Source organism: Gemmatimonadales bacterium (assembly GCA_035502185.1).
Lineage (GTDB): Bacteria > Gemmatimonadota > Gemmatimonadetes > Gemmatimonadales > JACORV01 > Fen-1245.
In genome coordinates this window covers 16,011-35,265 of record DATJUT010000090.1, presented here as the reverse complement: position 1 = coordinate 35,265, position 19,255 = coordinate 16,011, and the positions used below count along the sequence as shown (strand labels likewise).

The 19,255-nt window shown below is 73.9% G+C and carries 22 protein-coding genes; 7 read left to right on the top strand and 15 right to left on the bottom strand.

What is annotated here, in order from left to right:
- Positions 1-72: 72 nt before the first annotated feature.
- The 6 genes from VMF70_11705 to VMF70_11680 all read right to left on the bottom strand — a co-directional run bounded on the left by VMF70_11705 (position 73) and on the right by VMF70_11680 (position 5,073).
- Positions 73-1,002 carry a serine/threonine-protein kinase gene (locus tag VMF70_11705; GenBank protein HTT68688.1) on the bottom strand — a complete coding sequence of 310 codons (930 nt, stop codon included), beginning with the start codon at positions 1,000-1,002 and terminating at the stop codon, positions 73-75.
- A 77-nt stretch (positions 1,003-1,079) separates the two neighbouring features.
- Positions 1,080-1,973, bottom strand: a complete 894-nt coding sequence (locus tag VMF70_11700; GenBank protein ID HTT68687.1) for a M90 family metallopeptidase — start codon at positions 1,971-1,973, stop codon at positions 1,080-1,082.
- Positions 1,974-2,072: 99 nt separating this feature from the next.
- The gene (locus tag VMF70_11695) at positions 2,073-3,365 is read right to left on the bottom strand and encodes a hypothetical protein (protein HTT68686.1); all 1,293 of its coding nucleotides are present in this window, start codon (positions 3,363-3,365) and stop codon (positions 2,073-2,075) included.
- A gap of 2 nt (positions 3,366-3,367) precedes the next feature.
- Entirely contained in the window at positions 3,368-4,132 is a 765-nt protein-coding gene (locus VMF70_11690) for a hypothetical protein (protein HTT68685.1), read from the bottom strand.
- A 176-nt stretch (positions 4,133-4,308) separates the two neighbouring features.
- A complete protein-coding gene (locus tag VMF70_11685; GenBank protein HTT68684.1) occupies positions 4,309-4,614 on the bottom strand; it encodes a hypothetical protein in 306 nt (101 codons plus the stop codon).
- Positions 4,615-4,668: 54 nt separating this feature from the next.
- A complete protein-coding gene (locus tag VMF70_11680) occupies positions 4,669-5,073 on the bottom strand; it encodes a hypothetical protein (GenBank protein HTT68683.1) in 405 nt (134 codons plus the stop codon).
- Positions 5,074-5,350: 277 nt separating this feature from the next.
- Here VMF70_11680 and VMF70_11675 point away from each other — a divergent pair, with 277 nt between their 5' ends.
- The 4 genes from VMF70_11675 to VMF70_11660 are packed head-to-tail and all read left to right on the top strand — an operon-like array spanning position 5,351 to position 7,697.
- Positions 5,351-5,659, top strand: a complete 309-nt coding sequence (locus tag VMF70_11675) for a hypothetical protein (protein ID HTT68682.1) — start codon at positions 5,351-5,353, stop codon at positions 5,657-5,659.
- A 3-nt stretch (positions 5,660-5,662) separates the two neighbouring features.
- Entirely contained in the window at positions 5,663-6,298 is a 636-nt protein-coding gene (locus VMF70_11670) for a hypothetical protein (GenBank protein ID HTT68681.1), read from the top strand.
- Positions 6,280-7,041, top strand: a complete 762-nt coding sequence (locus tag VMF70_11665) for an ATP-binding protein (GenBank protein ID HTT68680.1) — start codon at positions 6,280-6,282, stop codon at positions 7,039-7,041. The genes VMF70_11670 and VMF70_11665 overlap by 19 nt, the downstream gene beginning before the upstream one ends.
- Positions 7,038-7,697, top strand: coding sequence for a response regulator transcription factor (locus tag VMF70_11660; protein ID HTT68679.1), 660 nt, complete (start codon positions 7,038-7,040; stop codon positions 7,695-7,697). The genes VMF70_11665 and VMF70_11660 overlap by 4 nt, the downstream gene beginning before the upstream one ends.
- Before the next feature lie 31 nt (positions 7,698-7,728).
- Here the strand turns inward: VMF70_11660 and VMF70_11655 are convergent, their stop codons facing one another.
- Positions 7,729-7,920 carry a hypothetical protein gene (locus tag VMF70_11655; protein ID HTT68678.1) on the bottom strand — a complete coding sequence of 64 codons (192 nt, stop codon included), beginning with the start codon at positions 7,918-7,920 and terminating at the stop codon, positions 7,729-7,731.
- A 94-nt stretch (positions 7,921-8,014) separates the two neighbouring features.
- Between VMF70_11655 and VMF70_11650 the strand changes: the two genes are divergently transcribed.
- Positions 8,015-8,527, top strand: a complete 513-nt coding sequence (locus VMF70_11650; GenBank protein ID HTT68677.1) for a methylated-DNA--[protein]-cysteine S-methyltransferase — start codon at positions 8,015-8,017, stop codon at positions 8,525-8,527.
- 7 nt (positions 8,528-8,534) lie between these two features.
- Here VMF70_11650 and VMF70_11645 read toward each other — a convergent pair whose 3' ends face one another.
- The 6 genes from VMF70_11645 to VMF70_11620 form a co-directional block, all read right to left on the bottom strand.
- Complete coding sequence (locus tag VMF70_11645; protein HTT68676.1) at positions 8,535-9,596, bottom strand: DUF5700 domain-containing putative Zn-dependent protease; 1,062 nt, start codon at positions 9,594-9,596, stop codon at positions 8,535-8,537.
- A 46-nt stretch (positions 9,597-9,642) separates the two neighbouring features.
- Complete coding sequence (locus tag VMF70_11640) at positions 9,643-11,544, bottom strand: M56 family metallopeptidase (protein ID HTT68675.1); 1,902 nt, start codon at positions 11,542-11,544, stop codon at positions 9,643-9,645.
- 1 nt (position 11,545) lies between these two features.
- Positions 11,546-11,932 carry a BlaI/MecI/CopY family transcriptional regulator gene (locus VMF70_11635; protein ID HTT68674.1) on the bottom strand — a complete coding sequence of 129 codons (387 nt, stop codon included), beginning with the start codon at positions 11,930-11,932 and terminating at the stop codon, positions 11,546-11,548.
- A gap of 79 nt (positions 11,933-12,011) precedes the next feature.
- The gene (locus tag VMF70_11630; protein ID HTT68673.1) at positions 12,012-13,367 is read right to left on the bottom strand and encodes a hypothetical protein; all 1,356 of its coding nucleotides are present in this window, start codon (positions 13,365-13,367) and stop codon (positions 12,012-12,014) included.
- Positions 13,368-13,505: 138 nt separating this feature from the next.
- Positions 13,506-14,162 (bottom strand): O-methyltransferase, encoded by a 657-nt coding sequence (locus tag VMF70_11625; protein HTT68672.1) that lies wholly within the window; start codon positions 14,160-14,162, stop codon positions 13,506-13,508.
- Positions 14,162-15,016, bottom strand: a complete 855-nt coding sequence (locus tag VMF70_11620) for a hypothetical protein (GenBank protein HTT68671.1) — start codon at positions 15,014-15,016, stop codon at positions 14,162-14,164. Before VMF70_11620 ends, VMF70_11625 begins: the two co-directional genes overlap by 1 nt.
- Positions 15,017-15,119: 103 nt before the next feature.
- On the opposite strand from VMF70_11620, the gene VMF70_11615 reads away from it, so the two are divergent.
- A complete protein-coding gene (locus VMF70_11615) occupies positions 15,120-15,401 on the top strand; it encodes a hypothetical protein (GenBank protein ID HTT68670.1) in 282 nt (93 codons plus the stop codon).
- Positions 15,398-16,231, top strand: a complete 834-nt coding sequence (locus VMF70_11610; protein ID HTT68669.1) for a hypothetical protein — start codon at positions 15,398-15,400, stop codon at positions 16,229-16,231. Before VMF70_11615 ends, VMF70_11610 begins: the two co-directional genes overlap by 4 nt.
- Positions 16,232-16,305: 74 nt before the next feature.
- Here the strand turns inward: VMF70_11610 and VMF70_11605 are convergent, their stop codons facing one another.
- Together VMF70_11605 and VMF70_11600 are read right to left on the bottom strand one after the other, a co-directional pair.
- Entirely contained in the window at positions 16,306-16,836 is a 531-nt protein-coding gene (locus tag VMF70_11605; GenBank protein HTT68668.1) for a DUF2148 domain-containing protein, read from the bottom strand.
- Between the two features lie 198 nt (positions 16,837-17,034).
- Positions 17,035-19,146 carry a DUF3857 domain-containing protein gene (locus VMF70_11600; GenBank protein HTT68667.1) on the bottom strand — a complete coding sequence of 704 codons (2,112 nt, stop codon included), beginning with the start codon at positions 19,144-19,146 and terminating at the stop codon, positions 17,035-17,037.
- Positions 19,147-19,255 lie beyond the last annotated feature (109 nt).

The following is a 19,255-nucleotide window of genomic DNA, read 5'->3' as shown; positions in this document are numbered from 1 at the left end:
CGACCGAGCGGTTCTTCGACTACGTGCCGAAGGGAACTCGAAAAGACTGAACCGCGTGCGATGGAGGGCCGGCTACCCCTCTTCCCCGCACGCGCACAGCGCGTCCCGCATCTCCCCAGCCGACTGCCACCGCTCGTCGGGGTTCTTCGCCAGGGCCTTCGTGATCACCTTGGCGAGCCGTGCCGGCACGCGGGGACGGAGCCGGCGCACGTCGGGAACCGGGCTCTTCAGGTGCATCCCGAACACCACCCGGTCGTCGGCGTGCTCGTAGGGCGGCACGCCCGCGAGGCACTCGAAGATCACGCACCCCGCCGAGTAGAGGTCGCTCCGCGGATCGACGTCCTTGACCCCCGACACCTGCTCGGGACTCATGTACGCCGACGTGCCGAGCGTGAAGCCGGAACGGGTGAGCCGCTCGCGACTCAGCGCCGAATCCGCCACCGCCTTCGCGATCCCGAAGTCCATCAGCACCGCACCGGCGGGCGAGAGCTTGATGTTCTCCGGCTTCACGTCCCGGTGCACCACGCCGAGCCCGTGGGCGTACGCCAGCGCGTCGAGCAGCTCGCACGTGCCGCGCACGGTGTCCGCCACCGTGGCGCGGCGCACGCGCTCCAGCGCCTCGCGCAGCGTCTCGCCCTCGACGTAGGACATCACGTAGTAGACGAGCCAGTCGCGCTCGCCGTAGTCCAGGAGCCGGCAGATGCGCGGGTGCTCGATGTGCGACAGCAGGCTGATCTCCCGCAGGAACCGGTCGGCCGTGATGGACACGGTCAGCTCCGGGTGGAGCACCTTCAGGGCGACCGGCGTGCCCGCGCGGTCCCGGGCCAGGAAGATGCGCGCCGTGCCGCCGCGGGCGATCTCGCGCTCCACGGTGTAGCGGTCGCTCAGCGCCCGCTGCACCAGCAGTAGCATGTCGCGGCGACCGGGCGCCACGCGCGCGTCCGGACCGCCGGCCACCACTCCCGCCTCCACCACGCCGCCCGCTCCTTCCCCGACCGCCATGGGCCCACATCCAGCGTGACCCAGGTTACCATCGGCGCGTGAATGGAGCGTGAATGCCGGCCCCCCGGACGTGAACGCTAGGGCGCCGCGGGATCCGACTCGGCCGCCAGCGCCGCCGGGTCCTGCCGGTAGAACTTCCGCAGCTCCTCGTAGAGGTCCGGCAGGCTCCGAAGCAGCTCGGCCGGCCTGGTGAAGAACGCCTCCGTCGCCACCGCGAAGAACTCCGCCCGGTTGGTGGCGCCGTAGGGGTGCAGGGGCGTCTCCCCGCCCTCCAGCGCCGCCTCGACCTGCCGCTCGTACAGCGAGCGGAAGACGTAGCCCCAGGTCCGGTACGCCGACGGATGGTCCAGCAGCGGCTGGCCGTCCATCGCGCCGTTCTCCCCGTCGAGCACGTGGGCGAACTCGTGCAGCACCACGTTGTGCCCCTCGGCCGGGTTGAGCGAGCCCACCAGGCTGCTGTCCCACGAGAGCACCACGACGCCGCTCGTCCACGCCTCGCCCAGGGTGGGCCGCGGCTCCTCCTGGAGCGCGCCGTGGCGGGTCAGCTCGACCCGGCGGGGCTGGAAGACGCCCGGGTAGACCAGCACGCGCCGCAGCGTCGGGTAGCAGGGATAGTCGAGGTTCAGCAGCAGCAGGCACGCCTGCGCGGCGACCGTGACCCGGATCTCGTCGGTCAGCTCGAGCCCGACGCCTTCCATCGGCTTGTCGCGCAGGAACACCTGCGCCAGGCGGAGCAGCCGCTCGCGGTCGGCCTCCGCGAGCCGCGCGGCGAGCGGGACGTTGCGCGCGACGATGTCGCGCCACGCGGCCGGGATGGGCTCGCGGAGCAACCGCACCCGCGGCTGGCCCGGCAGGTGGCGCAGCAGCGGAGCCAGGCGCGGCAGCAAACGATAGGCGGTGGCCGCGACCAGCGCGCCCACCGCCCACGGAAGCACGATCCAGAAGAAGTCTACCAGCCGCTCGAGCGACACCTTTCAATCATAGCGCAGCAGGGAACAGCCTGGGGTTTGGGGATTGGAGGTTGGGGGCTGGGGCCCTACACCCGACACCCCAAACCCCAAACCCCGTCCTTACGGCTTCGGCACCGCCCGGCGCCCGCCGGAGCTGGACCCCGAGCTCGAGCTGCCCGACGACGGCTGCGACGAGCTGCCCGAGGAAGGCGGCGAGGAGCGCTCGGAGCCGCTGCTCGACGATTCGGAGCCCGAGCCGCGCGGGCGCACGGGCCGCGCCGTCCGCCCCGACGAGCCGGCCTGATACCCCTGGCCGATCACCATCCGGCCGTGCCGCGCCGTCTGGCCGCCGCCGCCCGAGACGACGATCACGCCGCCCGACGGGTAGAAGCCGTACCCGGACCAGTAGCCGTACGGCGAGTAGTAGCCGTAGGGCGAGTAGAAGTAGGGCGAGTAGTAACCCCAGCCGTACGGCGCGTAGCAGTCCCACGCCCAGGGCGTGTAACACCCGAACGGCGAGCCGTAGCCCATCGCGTACGGCGGCCGCTCGACGCCGCCCGGCTCGGGCGCGCGGCGCTGGCCGCGGTGGCTGGCCACGTCGATGGCGAACACGCGCGGGTACGACAGCGCCACCATCACGTCGATCACCCGTCCCGGCACGCCGTCGCCCTTGAGGTGCACCAGCGTCCGGCCGTCGAGCACGAACCCCTGCCCCTCCTCCACCAGCCACGCCTCGACGAGCGCCGGCGGCAGCGCGTGCGACGCCTCGACGACGTCGCTCACCTCGGCCGGCTCCGCCGCCGCGTCGCGCGCCGTGCTCACCGCCATCGCATTTCCCTGCAGCGCCCACGCCAGATCGCTGGGCACCGCCGCCGCCGCACTGGCCGGCCGATAGCGCAGCACCCGCACGCCCTCGGGCAGCCCGCGCGCCGCCGCGCCGCGCACGTCGAGCCAGTCGCCTTCCGGCGTGATGGCCATCACCTCGCTGGTCGTGCGCTTCAGGTCACCCGGACAGGTGTACTCCGCCGTGAGGAACACGCGCGCGCCGCCGGAAGCGAACCGGGCACTCTCCCAGCCCGCGCAACCTTCGCGCGCCACGTCGTGCCGCTCGCCGGTGGCCTCGATCCGCTCGCGCGTCACGAGCCTGCCGGCCGCGATGGCCGCGACGTCCACGCCGGCGCTGCCGGCGGCCGGGACGACGCACACCAGCGGCGCCGCGCTCGTGTCGCCCGCCGCCTTCACCGGCCCCGAGACCGGCTCCCAGCAGCCGAGCCACGCCTGCCAGCGCGGATCGGTCCCGGCCTGCTGCGCCCGGACGGGCGCGGCGGCCGCGAGCAGCAGGAGCAGGGCCAGTCCCGCGCCGGCCCCACGCCCCGGCAGCTCCACCACCCTCTGGCGCTGTGACTTCGTCATGGTCAGAACCTCACTCCCACGCCCGCCGTGAGCGACAGGCCCGAAAGATCCACCGCGTTCGGCCCGATGAAGTCGGCGCCGAGATGCGACCGGGCCCACGTGTACTGCGCCCGCGCGGTCACCACGTAGCGTGGCCCGAGCGCCACGTCCATCCCGGCGAAGGCATCGAGCGAGCCCGTCCAGGCCTCGGACGCGAACGCGTCGTTCACGACCGTGCTGTCCGAGTAGTTGACGAAATCGCCGTACTGCTGGAACCGGTACCACAGCAGCCCGCCGCCCGCGCCGACGAACGGCGCGAGCCGCGCGGGCACCCACGCGAAGCGCCCGATCGACTGGCCGGGCGCCGTGAGATACCACTTGACGTTCACCGTAAGCGGGACCCGCTCGAGGCTCGTGCTCTGGTTGATGGGCAGGCCGTCCGACCCCATCCAGTGCCGGTACTCCGACCCCGCCCGGGACCCGGCCCACCCGGCGCTCAGCACCAGCTCGGCACGCGGCGCCACCCGCACGGCGACGTCGGTGCCGATCGCGAACGCGCCGAAGCTGCTCCTGGTGAGCGTGAACGTGTCGGTCACGAACCGGAAGATCGGGCTGTCGGCCAGCGCGCGGTCGTAGCCGGCCCACAACCGGATGCTGCCGCCCGGACGGCGGAACAGGAAGCCGTCGCCGCTTCCCTGCGCCCGCGCGCCGGGCACCACCACCAGCGATGCGGCCACCACGAGGCAGCCGCCATACGTCGCGCGCCAACGAGGCGCTGACCGGATCATGGCGTTGATCCTCCCGCAATGCCGTACCCCACGCCGCAAACTATGTTGCGACGCCGGCACCGCCAGGAGGTCAGGAGCCTTCAAATGCCGACCGGGAGCCCGATGATTGCGCGCGGCGGTTCGACCGGCCACGGCGCGTGCGAAGGATGCGCTGCGTCCGTCCGGCCGCGGGGGCGTCAGGCGACGAGCGGGCTCAGCGTCCTCGTGACGTTGTGCGAGCGCTCGGCCACGACGTTCGCGACGAGGCTTCCGTCGGCGTCCACGCCGTTCTGCCACTGCAGGGGGATGAGGTTCGCCGGATCGTCGTCGCCCTGGACGTCCAGCCGCGCGATGGTCCAGCCGAACTCGGACTGCCGGTTGCCGAAATGGGCGCCCGCGATCCAGGCGCCGCAGGCGTCCTTGCGGAAGCGCCGCGGGTTCTCGCCGTACACCCGCCTGCCCTTCTCCCACACCAGGCTGATGGTCTCCTGGGACCAGGCCATGAGCCAACCTCCTCCGCGCGTTCGCGAGCCGTGACGCGCGAGCCGTTCCCGGCGCTAGGTCGGCGGCGCCGTCCGGGCCGGCCGGCTGAGCTGGGCCCGGAGCCAGAACCAGGCTTCGACTTCGGTCATGAACGCGCAGGCACGCCACCCGCGCAACTCGGCCAGCGTGCACAGCACGCGCGTTCCGCCGAACTGCGCGCCCGCCCTCGCCACCGCCGCCAGCGGCGGCACCGCGTCGTGAAAGCGCGTGCGCAGGCTCTCGACCAGGGTGCCGGCTTCCTCCGCGCTCGGGGCGAAGCCCTGTGAGCGGAAGTCCACCAGCAGCGCGCCGACGCTCTCCTCTTCGCCCGGCGGGACCGCGCGGCCCATCTCGGCGACCCAGTCGCCCAGCGACGCCAGATGGTCGCCGCCCAGCACGACCACGCGCGCGCCGCGTCGCGTCCGGACGTCGTGCGTCATGCGCCCACTACCACTACCACGCCCCGCGCTCCCGCGTCCCCGTGGGTGCGCGGCGGCATCCGAGAACCATGGACCGAGTATGCGGGAGGTTCGCGGCAGGCAAAAGTCTATAACATCTTATAGTCCATCTTGTTCGGGCCCCAACGCCGCAATTGTCGGGGAAAGGCCCGAGGGCTCGTGGGTGGCGGTGCCGGGCAGACTATGGGATCCCATAGTCTTTCGCGCCGGCCGGCGCGGGACCCAGACTACAGGATCCCTCAAACCACAGGAGAAGGCCGTGGCCCTGCCCCCGCGCAATCACCGCATCACCCTCGAGGACGCCGCTGCCCACACCCGGCGCCACCGGGAGGCCAAGCTCCACCAAGTCAATGCCGGCGCCTTCCACAAGGACCAGGTGGTCGAGCTGCTGAACCAGGCGGGCTGCGTCGGGCTCCGCGTGCACCTCGGCCGCAACGCGGACGGGAGCCCGACGGTCGTCCTGACCGGGATCGACCAGGCCGACAGCGACCTCGCGAAGGGCGTGATGCTCGAGCAGTGGTTCCCCTGCCCGCCGTTCTGCGGCGCGCAGAACGCTCTCAACGCCTAGGCCGTGAAAGAGCCCGCCGTGCTGGTTCTCGCCGTCGTAGCCGAGGCGATCCCGCTGGTCGCGGCGGGCGTCCTCCGGAGGGGCGGGCGCGGCGGGCGCGGCTGGGTGCTGGCCTGGTGCGCCGTCCTGACGGCGGGCAACGTCACGCAGCTGTGGCTGGGCACGCGCGGCCTCAACAACTTGTGGGTGTCGTACGTCGTGAACCCGCTCGGCACCGCGCTCGTCCTGTGGGCGATGTCGTGCTGGCTCACCAAGGAGATGCCGCGCCTCACGATGCGGCTGATGATCGTGCCGTTCCTCCTGGTGTGGACCGTGCTCGCCCTGGCCTTCGACCGGGCCTCGACGTTCAGCCGCGCGGAGGAGCCGCTGGCCAACCTCGTGGCTCTGGGCGCCGCCGCGTACACGCTGGTCGCGCGCAGCCGCGAGTCGGGCGCCGACCTGCTGCGCCAGGACTGGTTCTGGGTGAGCGCCGGCATGGCGCTGTACTTCGGCACGCTGAGCACCAGGAGCCCGCTGAGCGCGCTGCTGGTGAGCAGCGACCCGGCGCTGATGATCCGGGCCTACGAGGTGGCCGCGGTGATCTGCATCGCGGCGCTCCTGGCCATCACCCGCGGGGTGACGTGTCCGACCAGCAGCTGACCGTCTGGTCGCTGTTCCTGGCGGCCGTGCTGAGCGTCGCCATCGTGGTGGCGGCGCTGGTGCTGGCGCTGGTGATATCGCAGCGCCGCCGGCTCGCGCTGGAGCGGGCGCACGCGCGCCGGATGCTCGTGGCGCAGGAGGAAGAGCGCTCGCGGGTGGCCCGCGAGCTGCACGACGACGCGCTGCAGCGCCTGGCGGTGATCCGCCACGAGCTGGACCAGGTGGCCGTGCTCGCGGGGCCCGAGGCGGTGCACCGCATCGGGGGCGTGTCGGGGGAGCTGGAGGACCTCGCGACGGTGCTCCGCACCGCGGCGCACCAGCTCCACCCGTCCGTGGTGGAGAAGGCCGGACTGGTGCGCGCCCTCGGCGCCATGGCCGACGAGTTCGGGCGCACGGCGGGCCTCGAGGTGCGGCTCGCGCTCCCGCCGCCGGACCTCGCGGTGCCGGCGACGGTGGGCGTGGCCGCGTACCGGATCGCGCAGGAGGCGCTGCGCAACGTGGTCCGGCACGCCGGCGTCGCGCAGGCCGACCTGTCGCTCGAGCTGAAGGACGGGACGCTGACGCTCCGGATCGCCGACGCGGGCAAGGGCTTCGCCGCCGGGCGGTCGCGGGCCGAGGACGGCCTGGGGCTGATCGCGATGCGGCAGCGCACGGTCGCGATCGGCGGACAGCTGACGGTGGCCGCGGCGCCGGCCGGCGGCACGGTCGTCACCGCGACGCTGCCCAGCCGGGCGAGCGCGTGAGCGACCGGCCGCGGCTGGTGATCGCCGACGATCACCGCGTGGTCGTGCAGGGGCTGCAGCAGCTCCTGGGCGGGCGGTTCGAGATCGTCGGCGTGGCCTACGCCGGCGACGAGCTGCTGAAGCTGCTGGAGCGGACGCCGTCGGACGTGCTCCTGCTCGACCTGTCCCTGCCCGGGCGCAACGGCCTGGACATCCTGCCCGAGATCGGAGCGCTGCAGCCCGATCTCAAGGTGCTGGTGCTCACGATGCATGCGGACCGGGTGCTGGCCGAGGCGTCCATCGCCGCCGGCGCGCTCGGCTTCGTGCCCAAGGACGCGGGGATGGACGAGCTGGAGCTGGCCCTGCAGCAGGTGCTCGCCGGCCGGCGCTACGTCTCCAGCCGCGTCCCGAAGTCGAGCCACCGGGTCGCGCTCGACGCGACGCACGCGAGTTTGGCCCGGCTCACCGAGCGCCAGCAGACCATCCTCAAGCTGCTCGGCCAGGGCCTCAGCTCGGCGGAGATCGGCGACCGGCTCGGGCTGAGCGAGAACACGATCACCTTCCACCGGCGCCGCATCCGCGCGATCCTGGGGCTGGCCTCGGAGTGGGAGCTGATGCGCCAGGCGATCCTGGTGCACCTCGCGACGGACGGCGACGACTCCGCGGAGCGGTCGTAGGATACGGTGCTGCCGGCGCCGGGCGGCGCCGTTACCAGGTGTGGCTGCCTCCCCCGAAGACGGCCGGAGGATCGGTCAACACGACCGGCGGCTCGCCGAGCAGCGGCGCGTCGATCGGAGCGGGCGGGCGGCTCCGTGGCGCGAGTGGCACCGGCGCGGGCGCGTGATCGGTCTCGTCCTGCGCCGCGTCGTCCTGCCGATCGGGGGCATCGCCGGGGCTCATGGCTGCTAGTCTGCGACGCGGCAGGCGGAGAGTAAAGACTATGACATCCCATAGTCGGATGATCGTGAGGCAACTCGCGACGCCGCTTGGGCCTATGGTCGCCGTCGCCGGCGAGCGCGGGCTGTGCCTGCTGGAGTTCGCGCGGGGAACGCGACCGGCGGTGCGGATCCGGCACCCGCACGAGCGGGACGGAGTGCCGCTCGTCCGCGGCACCAACGCGCACCTCGACCTGCTGGCCAGGGAGCTGCGGGCGTACTTCGCCGGACGCCTCCGGAAGTTCCACGTGCGGCTGGCGCCCGAGGGGACCCCGTTCCAGCTGGCCGTGTGGCGGCGGGTGCGCGCGATCCGCTACGGACGGGTGTCCACCTACGGCCGGGTGGCGCGGGAGCTGCGCCGGCCGGGGGCGCAGCGCGCGGTCGGGCGCGCCAACGGGGACAATCCGCTGTCGATCGTGATCCCCTGCCACCGCCTCGTGGGCGCCGACGGTGCGCTGCGCGGCTACGGCGGCGGGCTGTGGAGGAAGCGGCGGCTGCTGGAGCTGGAGGGGGCGATCGCGACGGCGTCCCGGGAGCGAGGCGCGCGAGCGCGCCGGAGCAGGAGCGCCTGACCGGCGGCTACGGGCCCGGGGCCGCTCCCATCACGCGCAGCAGCTCGTCCGACCACAGCGGGAGCCGCTCGCCGCCGGCGCCGTTCAGCTCGGCGGCCGCGCGGTCGTACGTGACGAGCAGCGAGCGCGGGTCGAGCATGCACGCGATCAGTCTCGCGCGGCCGAACCGCCGCTCGATCACCACCGCCATCTTCCAGCCCACCGTGTACCAGGGGCCCTGCACGCCGAAGAACTGGCCGGCCACCCGCTGACGGTCCTCCGGCGTCGCGAGCCTGCCCTGCGCCACGTCGAGGAAGAAGCGCTCCAGGATCGGCAGGTCGCGGCCGACGTTGGCGACGTCGCGGTCCCAGCGGGCGCGGTCCTCGGGAGGGCTGTCCGCGTGGGGATGGACGTCGGGCCCGCCCGCGGCTGCGAGCATCGCGAAGCCCTCGCCGAACGCGCCCATCCACTCGGCGGCCGCGCGCGCCTGCGGCGGCAGCGCCGCGATGGCCGAATCGAACCGCGCCGCGACGCTGGCGTAGCCGATGTGGTGCAGCTCGTGCGCGACGGTGTTCTCGAACTGGGCCTGGGTCTCGGCCGGATTCAGGTAGAGGAAGATCGCCGGGTTCGTGGTCGGCTCGAACACGAAGCTGTTGGTCTTCGGCTTGATGACGGGGTAGACCTTCGCGCGGATCGTGGCGTCGGCCGGCAGGTACGCGAAGGCGCGGGCGGCGGCCGCGGCGAGGTCGGCCCGCTTCCAGTCGTCGAGGGTCTGCCGCAGCTCCGTCGTCCGCCCGGCCAGGGAATCGGAGAGCACGAACCGCTGGAAGTCCGAGTCGGCGAAGGCCCGGCCCATCGAGGCTTCGCGGGCCTTGAGCCTCGCGTACGGCTCGGCCTGGAACAGCCGCCGCCAGTCGTCCGCGCCCACGCCCTGGTGCGCCGCCCGCTTGGCGAGAATGGAGAGGACGGCTTCCGCCTCGCTGGTGTCGAACTCCAGCCGGAGCCGGCCGTCCGGCACCTGGCCCGCACGGCCGGGCGACGGCCACGCCGCGAGCGAGAGGGCGGCGGCCAGCGCGGCGATCAGCCGCACGGCTGGCGGCGCGACGCGGCCCCCGCCTCGACCGCCCCCTCGCATCTCAGGGGCGCAGCCGCTTGGTGCCGTCGATGTCACGATGCCGCCGGACCGGCGCGCTGCGCGGGGCGGTGGCGCACACCGCGCGGCCGCACAGGGCGCGGTCGACCGCCGGACCGACGCTCGCCGCGATGCGCATGCCCATCCGTGCCAGCCGCGGCGCCGCCTTGCTCGCCATGCGCTCGCTCATCTGCTGCAGCCGCGCGAGGCGGGGCGCGATCTTCACCGTGACCTCGTGCCCCAGGCGGCCAGTGGCGCGCGCGATCTCGGTGGAAGCGGCCGCGAGCGCCTCGACGTCCACCACGCCCGCGACCTCCACTCCCAGCGACGCCGCGCTGTCGGCCAGCGCGCCCACGTCGCCCCAGTCGTCGGGCGCGGCGGACTCCGCGTCGCCGTCCGCGGGCTCGCCGGTTTCGTCGGACGCGATCCACACCGGCCGGAAGCTCCAGACCGTCCGGCCGTGCTCGTCCACGATCCGCACGGTGTCGGCCTCGCTCACCGGCACCTCCTCGTCCTCGTCCACGTTCCGGCCGTTGACGGTGAGGTGCTGGTCGTCCGTCACCTCGATGGCGAGCCCCCCGCGCCGGATGCCGAGCCGGCCCTGGCCCGTGATGCTGGGCGCGAAGCCGGCGCGGAAGGTCAGCAGGCGGCCGTCCCGGATCGTCGCCCACGTGTGGTGATCGCCGGCGGGCACACCGCCTCCCGCGTGGCGCCCCGCGGTGGCGAGCGCGGCCGCACCTGAACCACCCTCGTCGCACGGCGGCCGGACGCCCGGGGCCGCGAACGCGACCGAGGAGAGCGCGAGTGCCGCGACCGGGACGGCGAGCCGGAAGCCGCGCGCGGCGCGCGGCTCGACGCCGTCCAGGAGCCGCTGCACGCGTGTGACCAGCTGCGAGCGGTTTTCGGCCATCCCCGACACCGGCACCGCCCTCCGCGGGGCCTGGAGCCAGGTCGCCACTTCGGCCAGGCACCTGGCCAGCGTGAGGCCGCCGCCGGTCTGCCGCACCGCCCAATCGTCGCACAGGTATTCGGCGGCTTCCTGGACGCGACGCCGCGCCATCCGGTTCAGCGGCTGCACGAACAGCAGGTTCTCGAGCACGACCCCGAGGGCCAGCCACGTCGGGTCGCGGCGCACCAGGTGACCCAGCTCGTGCGCGAGCACCGCACGCTGCTCCGCCGGCGCGAGGGAAGTCAGCACCCGCTCGGGGAGACAGATCTCCGCGCCGCCCATCGCGACCGGGCCCGTCAGCTCCGCCGACACCGCGAGCCGCACCCGGCGCCGGACGCCCGCCGACGTGCGGAGCGAGTCGAGCATCTCCACCAGCTCGCCGTCACGCAGCTCTCGCCGGTCGCCGAGGCGGCGGCAGAAGCGGACGCGACGGAGACCGAGCCTGGCGAGGGACCCCGCGGCGCCGAGCAGCCAGACGCCGAGGAGGATGAGAGGCCAGGCCACGCCGGGCGTTCGGGATTGGGGGTTGGGGCCTGGGGTCGCCGGCACGGACGCCGAGACCGGGGCGCGGAACGAGCCGGGGCCGGCGTCCCCGGTGGAGGGTGCAAGGGCGTAAGGTGCGGCGGGCGACGACCCCTGCACCGCAGCGCGGCGATCGGCCTGCGATGCGGAGGCGATCGGCGCCGAGGCCGCCGGGCTCGCGGAGACCGCCGCCTGCGCCTGCGCCGCCGAGCCGCCCGGCAGCCAGAAGCGCCGCCCGGGCCCGTCGAAGGGGAACGCAGTCTGCACGGTGGCGGTCACCAGCCCGCCCACCAGGCACACCTTCCACAGCGTGTCGTGCGCGAGCGCCGACCGGACGGTGCGCGTGGCCGAGAGCAGCCAGGCTCCGCCCAGCAGGATCGTGCTGTGCAGCAGATAAGTCAGCAGCCACGCGACGGCCAGGAGCGCGAGCGCCATTCTAGCGGCCTCCCTTCCGTTCCCGTTCCTCGATGAGCCGCTTGACGCGGGCCAGATCGCCGGGCTCGATCTCGCGGGCGCTGACCAGGTGGCTCACGAGGGCCGCGACGTCCCCCTCGAACAGCCGGTCGGCGAGCGCCGAGACCATCGAGCGGCGCACCTCCTCCTCTGATACGAGGGGACGGTACACGTAGTGTCGGCCGGCCGCCCGGTGGGCCACGAGCCCGGCCTTCTCCAGGCGCGTGAGGACCGTGGCGACGGTCGTGAGCGCCAGGCCGCGCTCCGCCTCCAGGGCCTCGCGCACCTCGGCCACCGACGCCCTGGTCTTCTGCCACAGCGCGCGCATCACGGCGAGCTGCAGCTCGCTCAGCTCGAGGTCCGGGGTCATGGAATAGTATACTACAGTTGTAGTAGAAAGTTGCAAGGGGGGGGCGCGGCGTCGAGGCTCGGGATGCGCCCAGGCGCAGCTAAGGCATCAGCTCGTACTCGAACACATACGGCTCGGGCGTCGCCGACTTGTTGGTTGGGACGACGTAGAGCCGCCGCGCGATCGGGTTCATCACGATCGTCCACGGGTAGCCCATCAACGGATTCGCCCGGCTATCCAGGCCGGCTGTGACCGATGCCGGAGGCCGCAGCGAGGCGACCGACTGCAGCGTGCCCCGGTCCAGCACATCGAGAACCGGGCCGTCCCGCCAGCCGGCCGCGTACAGGAACGGCCGGAGCGGATCCGCGGCCAACCCCGCCGTCGGGCTGGCACGGATGTAAAGGGTATCGGGGGAGCGGATCGCGCGTGCCAGGATCGAGCCGGTCGTCGCGTCCACCGCCAGGAGCACCTCCGCGTAGAGCGAGTCCACGCCGGAGACGTACAGCGTGTCCCCCGCCTCGGTGAACGTCGCAGGGCCGCTCGCGCAGGGGATGTTCGCGATGCGGTACGCCACGGCGCCGGCGGCGTCGTAGACGGGGAGGCCGGTTACGGTCCCGCACAACGTGAAGGTCGGCACGACGCGGTCCCCGCGCGGCGACACCACCGCGCCGAACGCTTCAAACCCGTTCGGGGCGGTCTGGCTGAACGTGACGGAGTCCGTTCGTGCGTAGACGACCAGTCCCGCATGCCCATTGCTGACGAGCCACTTGCCGCGGCTCAGGTGCACGCCGACTTCGGCTGCCGTCAACGGGCTGGTATCGGGAGGCGCGGCGGCAGGCGAGATCGGAACCGCCAGCACCCGTCCGTAGCCGGCGCCCCCGGGGCAGGACGTCAGCGCCGTCACGAGGCCCGGCACCGTCGCCGACGGCACCGGCGCGAATGAGCCGTAGTCGGTGGTGTGGCAAAACAGCCCCGTGTCCGGAGCGAGCGGCGCCGACACGGTGAGGCTCGCCAGGTTCAGCAGCACCAGCCTGCCGTCCTGAATCGCGAGCGCCGTGGGATTGCCGGCGTCGGGCCACGGGTACAATTGGGCATTCACTTCCAGGGGCGGACCGGGCCGCACCGACGCAAAGCCGTGCACGCTTACCAGCACGTTCGCGTGACCGCCGGCCCGGAGCCGCACGACAAGGCTGATGGCGCCGTCGGTGTCCGGAAGCTGCACCAGCACCGAGTCGACCCCACGCCTCTGCACGACCAGCGTGTCGTTCCCCACGGTGACGACCGGGACCGAGTCGGGCCCGGTGAACGACCTCGAGCCCAACAGGACAATGCCTCCGGACCAGGCGTCGGCGGCCGCAGTGACGGTCGGGGCCACCCTCGTGATCTTGTCCGTGGAGCAGCCAACGAGCAGCAGGCCGACGAGTCCGGCGGCGGCGTACCTGGCGTCCAGATCCACCTCCCGAGCGTCCGGCGCCCAAGGTAGCGCGGGGGCGTCAGGCCAGCGTCATTCAACGATCCCTCGGCGTGCCGGCGGCTTCACGACCCGGACACGAAGGGTCGAGACTCCGGGCGCCGCGCCGCGATGCTCTCCACCCTACCGCTTCACCACCACCGTCACCCCGTCCCGGAGCGGGATCACCGCGGCGAACGCCCGCCGGTCCGCCGCGTAGGCGAGGCGATTCAGCTTCTGCACCGCCGCGGTGGCCGGGTCGCGCCGCGCGCTGGCGCGTCCCCGCGTCACCCGCCCTTTCCATAGAGTGTTGTCCACGACCAGGAGCCCGCCCGGCCTCAGCCGCCGCATCGCCGCGCGGTAGGCCTCCGGGTAGCCCGGCTTGTCCACGTCGCAGAAGACGACGTCGAACCGCCCCTTCACCCGGGCCATCGACTCGAGCGCGTCGCCCACCAGGATCTCGACCCGGTCCAGCACGCCGCCGCGCCTCAGGTACGCCCGCGCGTCGCGGGCGTTCGCCGGACTGGCGTCGGTGTACCACACCGTGCCGCGCGGGCCCACCGCCCGCGCCCACCACATCGTCGAGTAGCCGATCGCCGAGCCCAGCTCCATCACGCGCCTGGCGCCGGACACGAGCGCCAGCAGGTAGAACAGCCGCCCCACCACCGGCCCGACGATGGGGATGCCCTCGCGCCGCGCGTGCGCCTCCATCTCCCGCATCACCCGGTCGCGCGGCGGGATCAGCGCGGCGAGGTAACGCTCGACGTGCGGATGCACGATGGCCAGGTCCCGCGCCGCCATCAGTCGTCCTCCTCGAACGGCTCGAGATACACGTCGTCGCCGGCCAGCGTGCCGAAGCCGAGGTGCGCGCCCGCGGGCAGGAGCAGCGCGTGCTGGCCGTCGTCGAGCGCGAAGCCGGCGACCACCGACTCCGGCACGACCGGGTCGTCCACCGCGTGCACGACGAGCAGCGGATCGGGCGGGGCGCCGCACGGCGCGCCGGCCGCGAGCCGCGCCGGGATGGTGGCGAGCGGCGGCGGCGGGAGGCCGGCGCCGTGGAACGCCCGCTTGTGGACCTGCGAGTAGTGGAACCGCGGCATCGGGTGGCGCGCCAGGTTTTCGGCCGTGGCCCACAGGTCGAGCGCGCCCGAGAACGTGGCGATGCGCGCAAAGGTGCCCGGGGGCGCGGCGAGGGCGGCGGCGGCTCCGGCCGACAGCGCCAGCACGTCCGGGCGCTCGGCCAGCTGCCCGGCGATCGCGGCCAGCTCGAGCCCGATGCGGTGGAGCGAAGGCACCTCGCCGGCGGTGAGGGCGAGCGTGCCCGCCGCCAGCCGGTCCTCCACCAGCACCACGGCACGCCCGCGGCGGGACGCGATCTCGGCGACGTCGGCGAACAGCCCCTCGTCGAGCGACGCGTACATCCCCGGCAGGATCACCAGCGGCCGGCCCGCGCCCTCGGCGGCCGCCACGCGTCGCGGCGTTCCGTCCGCGTGCAGCGCCCGGACCGTGAACGCCGCGGACAGCGGGCGGGCGCGGAAGTCGGTCCGCGTGGTGAGCAGCAGCCCGCGGTCCATCGGCGACCACCAGTGCGGCCTCGCGGCGAGCCGCGCCTCGACGCGGCCCGCGGCCCGCACGGCCCAGTCGGTCCGACTCACGTCCATTTCCGAATCACTTCACCTCTTGTTCGGCGGAGTGCCGCGTGCGGTGTTCGTCGCCCGGGCGGCGAGTGCCCGTCCACGATCTAACCACGGACGACCCATGAGGCGCAAGGACGAACGCGGCCACTGGTGGACCGACGGGGGCGTCGAGCGCGCGGTGATCCGCATCGTGCGCGGGCTCTCGCCGGGCTGGGCGCGCCGGAAGATCGGCCGCAAGACGCGACTCCACGCGGACCTGGGCTGGGACGAGTGGTACGTGCTGCGCGCGGCGAAGCCGATCCGGAACGTCGTGCACGTCGTGGTGGACGACCGCGCGCTGCTCGACCTCCGGACCGTCGGCGACCTCGTGGGCTCCGTGTGGAGCCGGATGGCCGTCCGGTGAGCGCGCGCGTCGCGCTCGCCGCGGCCGCCGTCCTGGCGCTGGCGGCCTCGCGTGCCGCGGCGCAGGCCGCGGACAGCACGCGCCGGCCGCCGGCCGCGGACACCACGCGCCAGCCGGCGGCTCCCGACACCGCGGCCAAGCCGCAGGCGCCGGAGGGCACGCCCCGCTGGGAGCTGCTGATCGGCCACTCGTACTCGTCGGCGCGGTCGCTCACGCAGCCGGCGACTTTGGTGCTGGAGCAGGAGCGCGGCGCGCCGCTCTACAGCGTGCTCGACGCCGGGGCGCTGGTGCGGACATCGCTCCAGCCGCGCGCGTGGCTCGAGCTGGGGGCGCGGGCGCGGGCCGGCTCGGCCCGCCCTCCGACCCAGCGCGCCTACGGCGCGATGACGCGGCTGTTCGCCGATCTCGACCCGATCCTGGTGGCCGCCGGCTACGAGTACCTCGCCGACGGCCACTTCGTCGTGAGCCAGTCCGCCGCCACCCTCGAGCTGACGCCCCTGGGCGGCGCGCCGGGACTCGGCACGTGGGTGAGCCCGGCTCTGCACTTCCGCTGGCGCCCCTGGCTCGGCCTGTCGTGGGGCGCCGGCGCCCGTCCCTACGGCCGGCTCGCGGCCGAGGTCGTGGCGGGCCGGGTCGAGGCGGGCCTCGAGGCCACCGGCTGGCTGGTGGAGGGCGACGGGGTCGGGTTGGTGCAGGGCGACCTGTCGCTCCAGCTCGTGGGCGGCCTGTTCCTGACGGCGAGCGGCGAGGCGGGCCGCGCGCCACCGACCTTCGAGGCCGGTGGACGCTTCGGCGTCGGGCTCGGGTACCGGCTGGCTTCGACCTTCTGACGCTGGCCCGCGCCGGGCCGGCTGGCCCGCGCGCGCTCCCGGCGTGAGGGCGCGCCGGCCCGATCCTACCCCGTCTACGCGCCTCTGTCGAAGAAGGGGCTCTTCCCCGTGATGCTCACCGGGATCCCCAGCGCCTGGCGCACCTCGCCGCCGAGCAGCTTCAGCTCGAGCGCCGCGTAGCCGATCGAGTACATCACCCGGCAGTCGGCCCGGAGCTGGCTCGCCGTGGCCGCCGCGGAGCACGCCGCGATGCCGAGGTCCACCGAGTTGAAGGCGCACACCCCGCCCGCGGCCCGGAGCCCGTCGCAGCTGCCGTGGCCGCAGAACCCGCAGTCGAGGCCCGCCGGGTCGGGCGCGACGCCGATCACCAGCACGGCGGGCGCGGCCGCGATCGAGCGCGCGTCGCGCGCGAGCCCCGGCCGGTTCTCGCGCCGGGCGATCTCCTGCATCGTCGCGCACAGCCGCTCCCGCGACGCCGGGTCGTCCACCGCGACCACCCGGACGTTGTCGATGCCGCGCGTCTTGGGCGCGGTGCGCGCCGCCACGGCCATCAGGCCCGCGATGTGCGCGGCGGCGTCCGCCTCCAGCTGCCTGCTGTCCCGCATGGTGCTCCCCCGGCGATGTGATCCGGCGCCCGTACGCCCTGCAAACCGCGGGCCGGGGGGCGGCGAGCGGCCGCCGCGGGACGGCCACCGCGGCGGCGGCGACGTGTGTGACCGAGGGCGGGACGAGGTCGCCCTGCCAACCAAGCGGCCGGGGCCTGCATCTCAATTGGATATGGGCCAGCGGACCGGCGTGGCGCGCTAATGCTCCAGCATGATCAGGCGCGCGTCGTCCTGGGCGATGGCGCGCATGAACGCGACCAGGTCGGCGACCCGGTCCGGCGGCTCGACGCCCCGCGCCCCCTCGACGCGGCGCTCGACCCTGAGCAGCCGCCCCTCCTGCACGTAGCTGGAGCGGTACCGCCCGTACACGCTGGTGGCGGTGACGCCGGCCGGGAGCTGCGCGCGCCAGCCGGGCGGCAGGGTGATGCGGTAGTCCTCGGCGTAGACCGCGGGCCCGATCACCGCCGCCACCGCGATCGGGTAGCGGCGCGGCACGTGGGACTCGACGTCGGAGACCAGCTCCGAGGTGAAGACCGGGCGCAGCGGAAGCCGGAGGATGCTGCCCGAGCCCGCCGGGCTCGCCGCCTTCCCGCTGCGGATCGCGACCGAGACGCGGGGCGTGGCGCCGAGGTCGCGGCCGTCGAACAGCTGCAGGCTGTCGCCCGCCGAGCCCTCGAAGGTCCCGTTGGCGAGGTCGCGTGCGAACTCGTCGCGCTGGCGCGCGTTGACGCCGTGACTCAGGGCGCGCCGCAGGCCCTCCTCCATCCGCCCGGTCAGCGTGGTCGTCATCCGGCCCGAGAAGGTGCCGTCGGGCGACAGCTCGCCCACCAGCGAGTCGGTGGTGCGGTTGGCCGCGGCCGAGTCGAGCGGCAGGGTCACGGCCTCGCCGCGCCCGTCGGGATGCACGACCAGGGCGAACTCGCCGTACTCGGACTCGGGCAGCTGGCCGACCGGGATCTCGTCGGCCGTCAGGTCCACGAACAGGTAGCCGCCGGGACGCTCGACCGCGCCGGACGAGACGCGGCCGCTCACGGAATCGTTCGTCGCGCCGCCCGCACGAACTCGCCCGGAGTCGAGTGCCACCGCGGCGGACGAGACGCGGCCGCTCGCGGAATCGTCCGTCGCGCCGCCCGCACGAAACCGCCCGGAGTCGAGTGCCACCGCGGCGATCATGTGGTCGAACGCCTGGGTGGTGGGCAGGGTGGAGTCGATCCCGCCCGAGGCCGCCAGCAGGACCGGGTAGGCGCGGAAGCCCATCCGCTGCGCGAGCGCGATGAACAGCGTCGCTTTGTCCTTGCAGTCGCCGTACATCGTCTCCAGCGTCGCGGCCGGGAGGCGGGGCTGATAGCCCGCGAGGCCGAGCGCGACGGAGACGTAGCGGAAGTCCTGCGCCACCCAGCGGTGCGCCGCCTTGAGCGAGTCCAGCGCCGTCGCCGCGCCCTTCACGGCGTCGGCGAGCCGTGCCTCGAGCGCCGGCGTCACGGCGAACCGGTCCTTCACCAGGCCGGCATACCACCGCGCCACGTCGCTCCAGGCGAGCGGCGAGCCCACCGCCAGGTGCACCCGCACGCTGTCGGAGTCGGCGGCGAACGGCTCGCGCGCCGGCGGCTTGGGCACGTCCTGCGCGTCCCACTCGTACACCCGGCGGCCGTGCGCGAGCGTGGTGCGCCGCGCGAAGCGGACGTTGTGCTCCCGGATGCGCGGCGTCAGCGCGGCCGGCACGTCCACGATCAGCCGCGAGCGCCGCGTCGGCCGGCCGGTGGTGACGCTCCAGCTGGTGAAGAAGTCGCCCGGCATCACGGGCTCGCGCGTCTCGACCGTGTAGCTGTAGTCCACCAGCAGGCCGGGGGCGAGGCCGCCCAGGGTCGCGCGGTGCACCTTGGTGTCGGAGTACACCGGGTACTCGAGCGCCGCCGGCACGTCGCTCTCCTGCTCGTGGGTGGGCCGCTCGCTCACCACCGTGCCGTCGGGCCTGAGGACGCGCGCCCAGTTGACCGTCAGCTTCTCGCGCAGGCCGGAGTAGGAGAAGCTCAGCTCGCCCCACGCCTCGACGCCGTCCTGGTCGAGGATCTGCACCACCTGCCGGTAGGTGCGCGTCCCGCGGCCGTCGGCCTCGAAGCGCACCACGCCGTCGTCGAGCAGGTAGACGTAGGACTCGTCGGGGTAGTCGGCCGGACTCACCGCGAGCCGGTAGATCGAGTCGCTCGCGACCGAGGGATCGCCCGCGGGCGTCGTGACCGGGGCCTGCGCGCGGGCGACCGCGGCGGCGAGGGTCCCGAGCAGCAGGACCGTGAACGTGCGCTGGGGCATGAGCCTGCAAGATGGCTGGCGCGATGCTCCCGGGCAACCGATAGTTCCTAGCCAAGTGCCGTACTGTCCCGAGTGCTCCTCGTCCGTCCCCCACGGGGTCGAGACCTGC

Coding starts and splice junctions, on each gene's coding strand:
- VMF70_11705 (HTT68688.1), bottom strand. CDS start 1,002: ATGGCGGTCGGGGAAGGAGCGGGCGGCGTGGTGGAGGCGGGAGTGGTG.
- VMF70_11695 (HTT68686.1), bottom strand. CDS start 3,365: ATGACGAAGTCACAGCGCCAGAGGGTGGTGGAGCTGCCGGGGCGTGGG.
- VMF70_11690 (HTT68685.1), bottom strand. CDS start 4,132: ATGATCCGGTCAGCGCCTCGTTGGCGCGCGACGTATGGCGGCTGCCTC.
- VMF70_11685 (HTT68684.1), bottom strand. CDS start 4,614: ATGGCCTGGTCCCAGGAGACCATCAGCCTGGTGTGGGAGAAGGGCAGG.
- VMF70_11680 (HTT68683.1), bottom strand. CDS start 5,073: ATGACGCACGACGTCCGGACGCGACGCGGCGCGCGCGTGGTCGTGCTG.
- VMF70_11655 (HTT68678.1), bottom strand. CDS start 7,920: ATGAGCCCCGGCGATGCCCCCGATCGGCAGGACGACGCGGCGCAGGAC.
- VMF70_11650 (HTT68677.1), top strand. CDS start 8,015: ATGGTCGCCGTCGCCGGCGAGCGCGGGCTGTGCCTGCTGGAGTTCGCG.
- VMF70_11640 (HTT68675.1), bottom strand. CDS start 11,544: ATGGCGCTCGCGCTCCTGGCCGTCGCGTGGCTGCTGACTTATCTGCTG.
- VMF70_11635 (HTT68674.1), bottom strand. CDS start 11,932: ATGACCCCGGACCTCGAGCTGAGCGAGCTGCAGCTCGCCGTGATGCGC.
- VMF70_11625 (HTT68672.1), bottom strand. CDS start 14,162: ATGGCGGCGCGGGACCTGGCCATCGTGCATCCGCACGTCGAGCGTTAC.
- VMF70_11615 (HTT68670.1), top strand. CDS start 15,120: ATGAGGCGCAAGGACGAACGCGGCCACTGGTGGACCGACGGGGGCGTC.
- VMF70_11605 (HTT68668.1), bottom strand. CDS start 16,836: ATGCGGGACAGCAGGCAGCTGGAGGCGGACGCCGCCGCGCACATCGCG.
- VMF70_11600 (HTT68667.1), bottom strand. CDS start 19,146: ATGCCCCAGCGCACGTTCACGGTCCTGCTGCTCGGGACCCTCGCCGCC.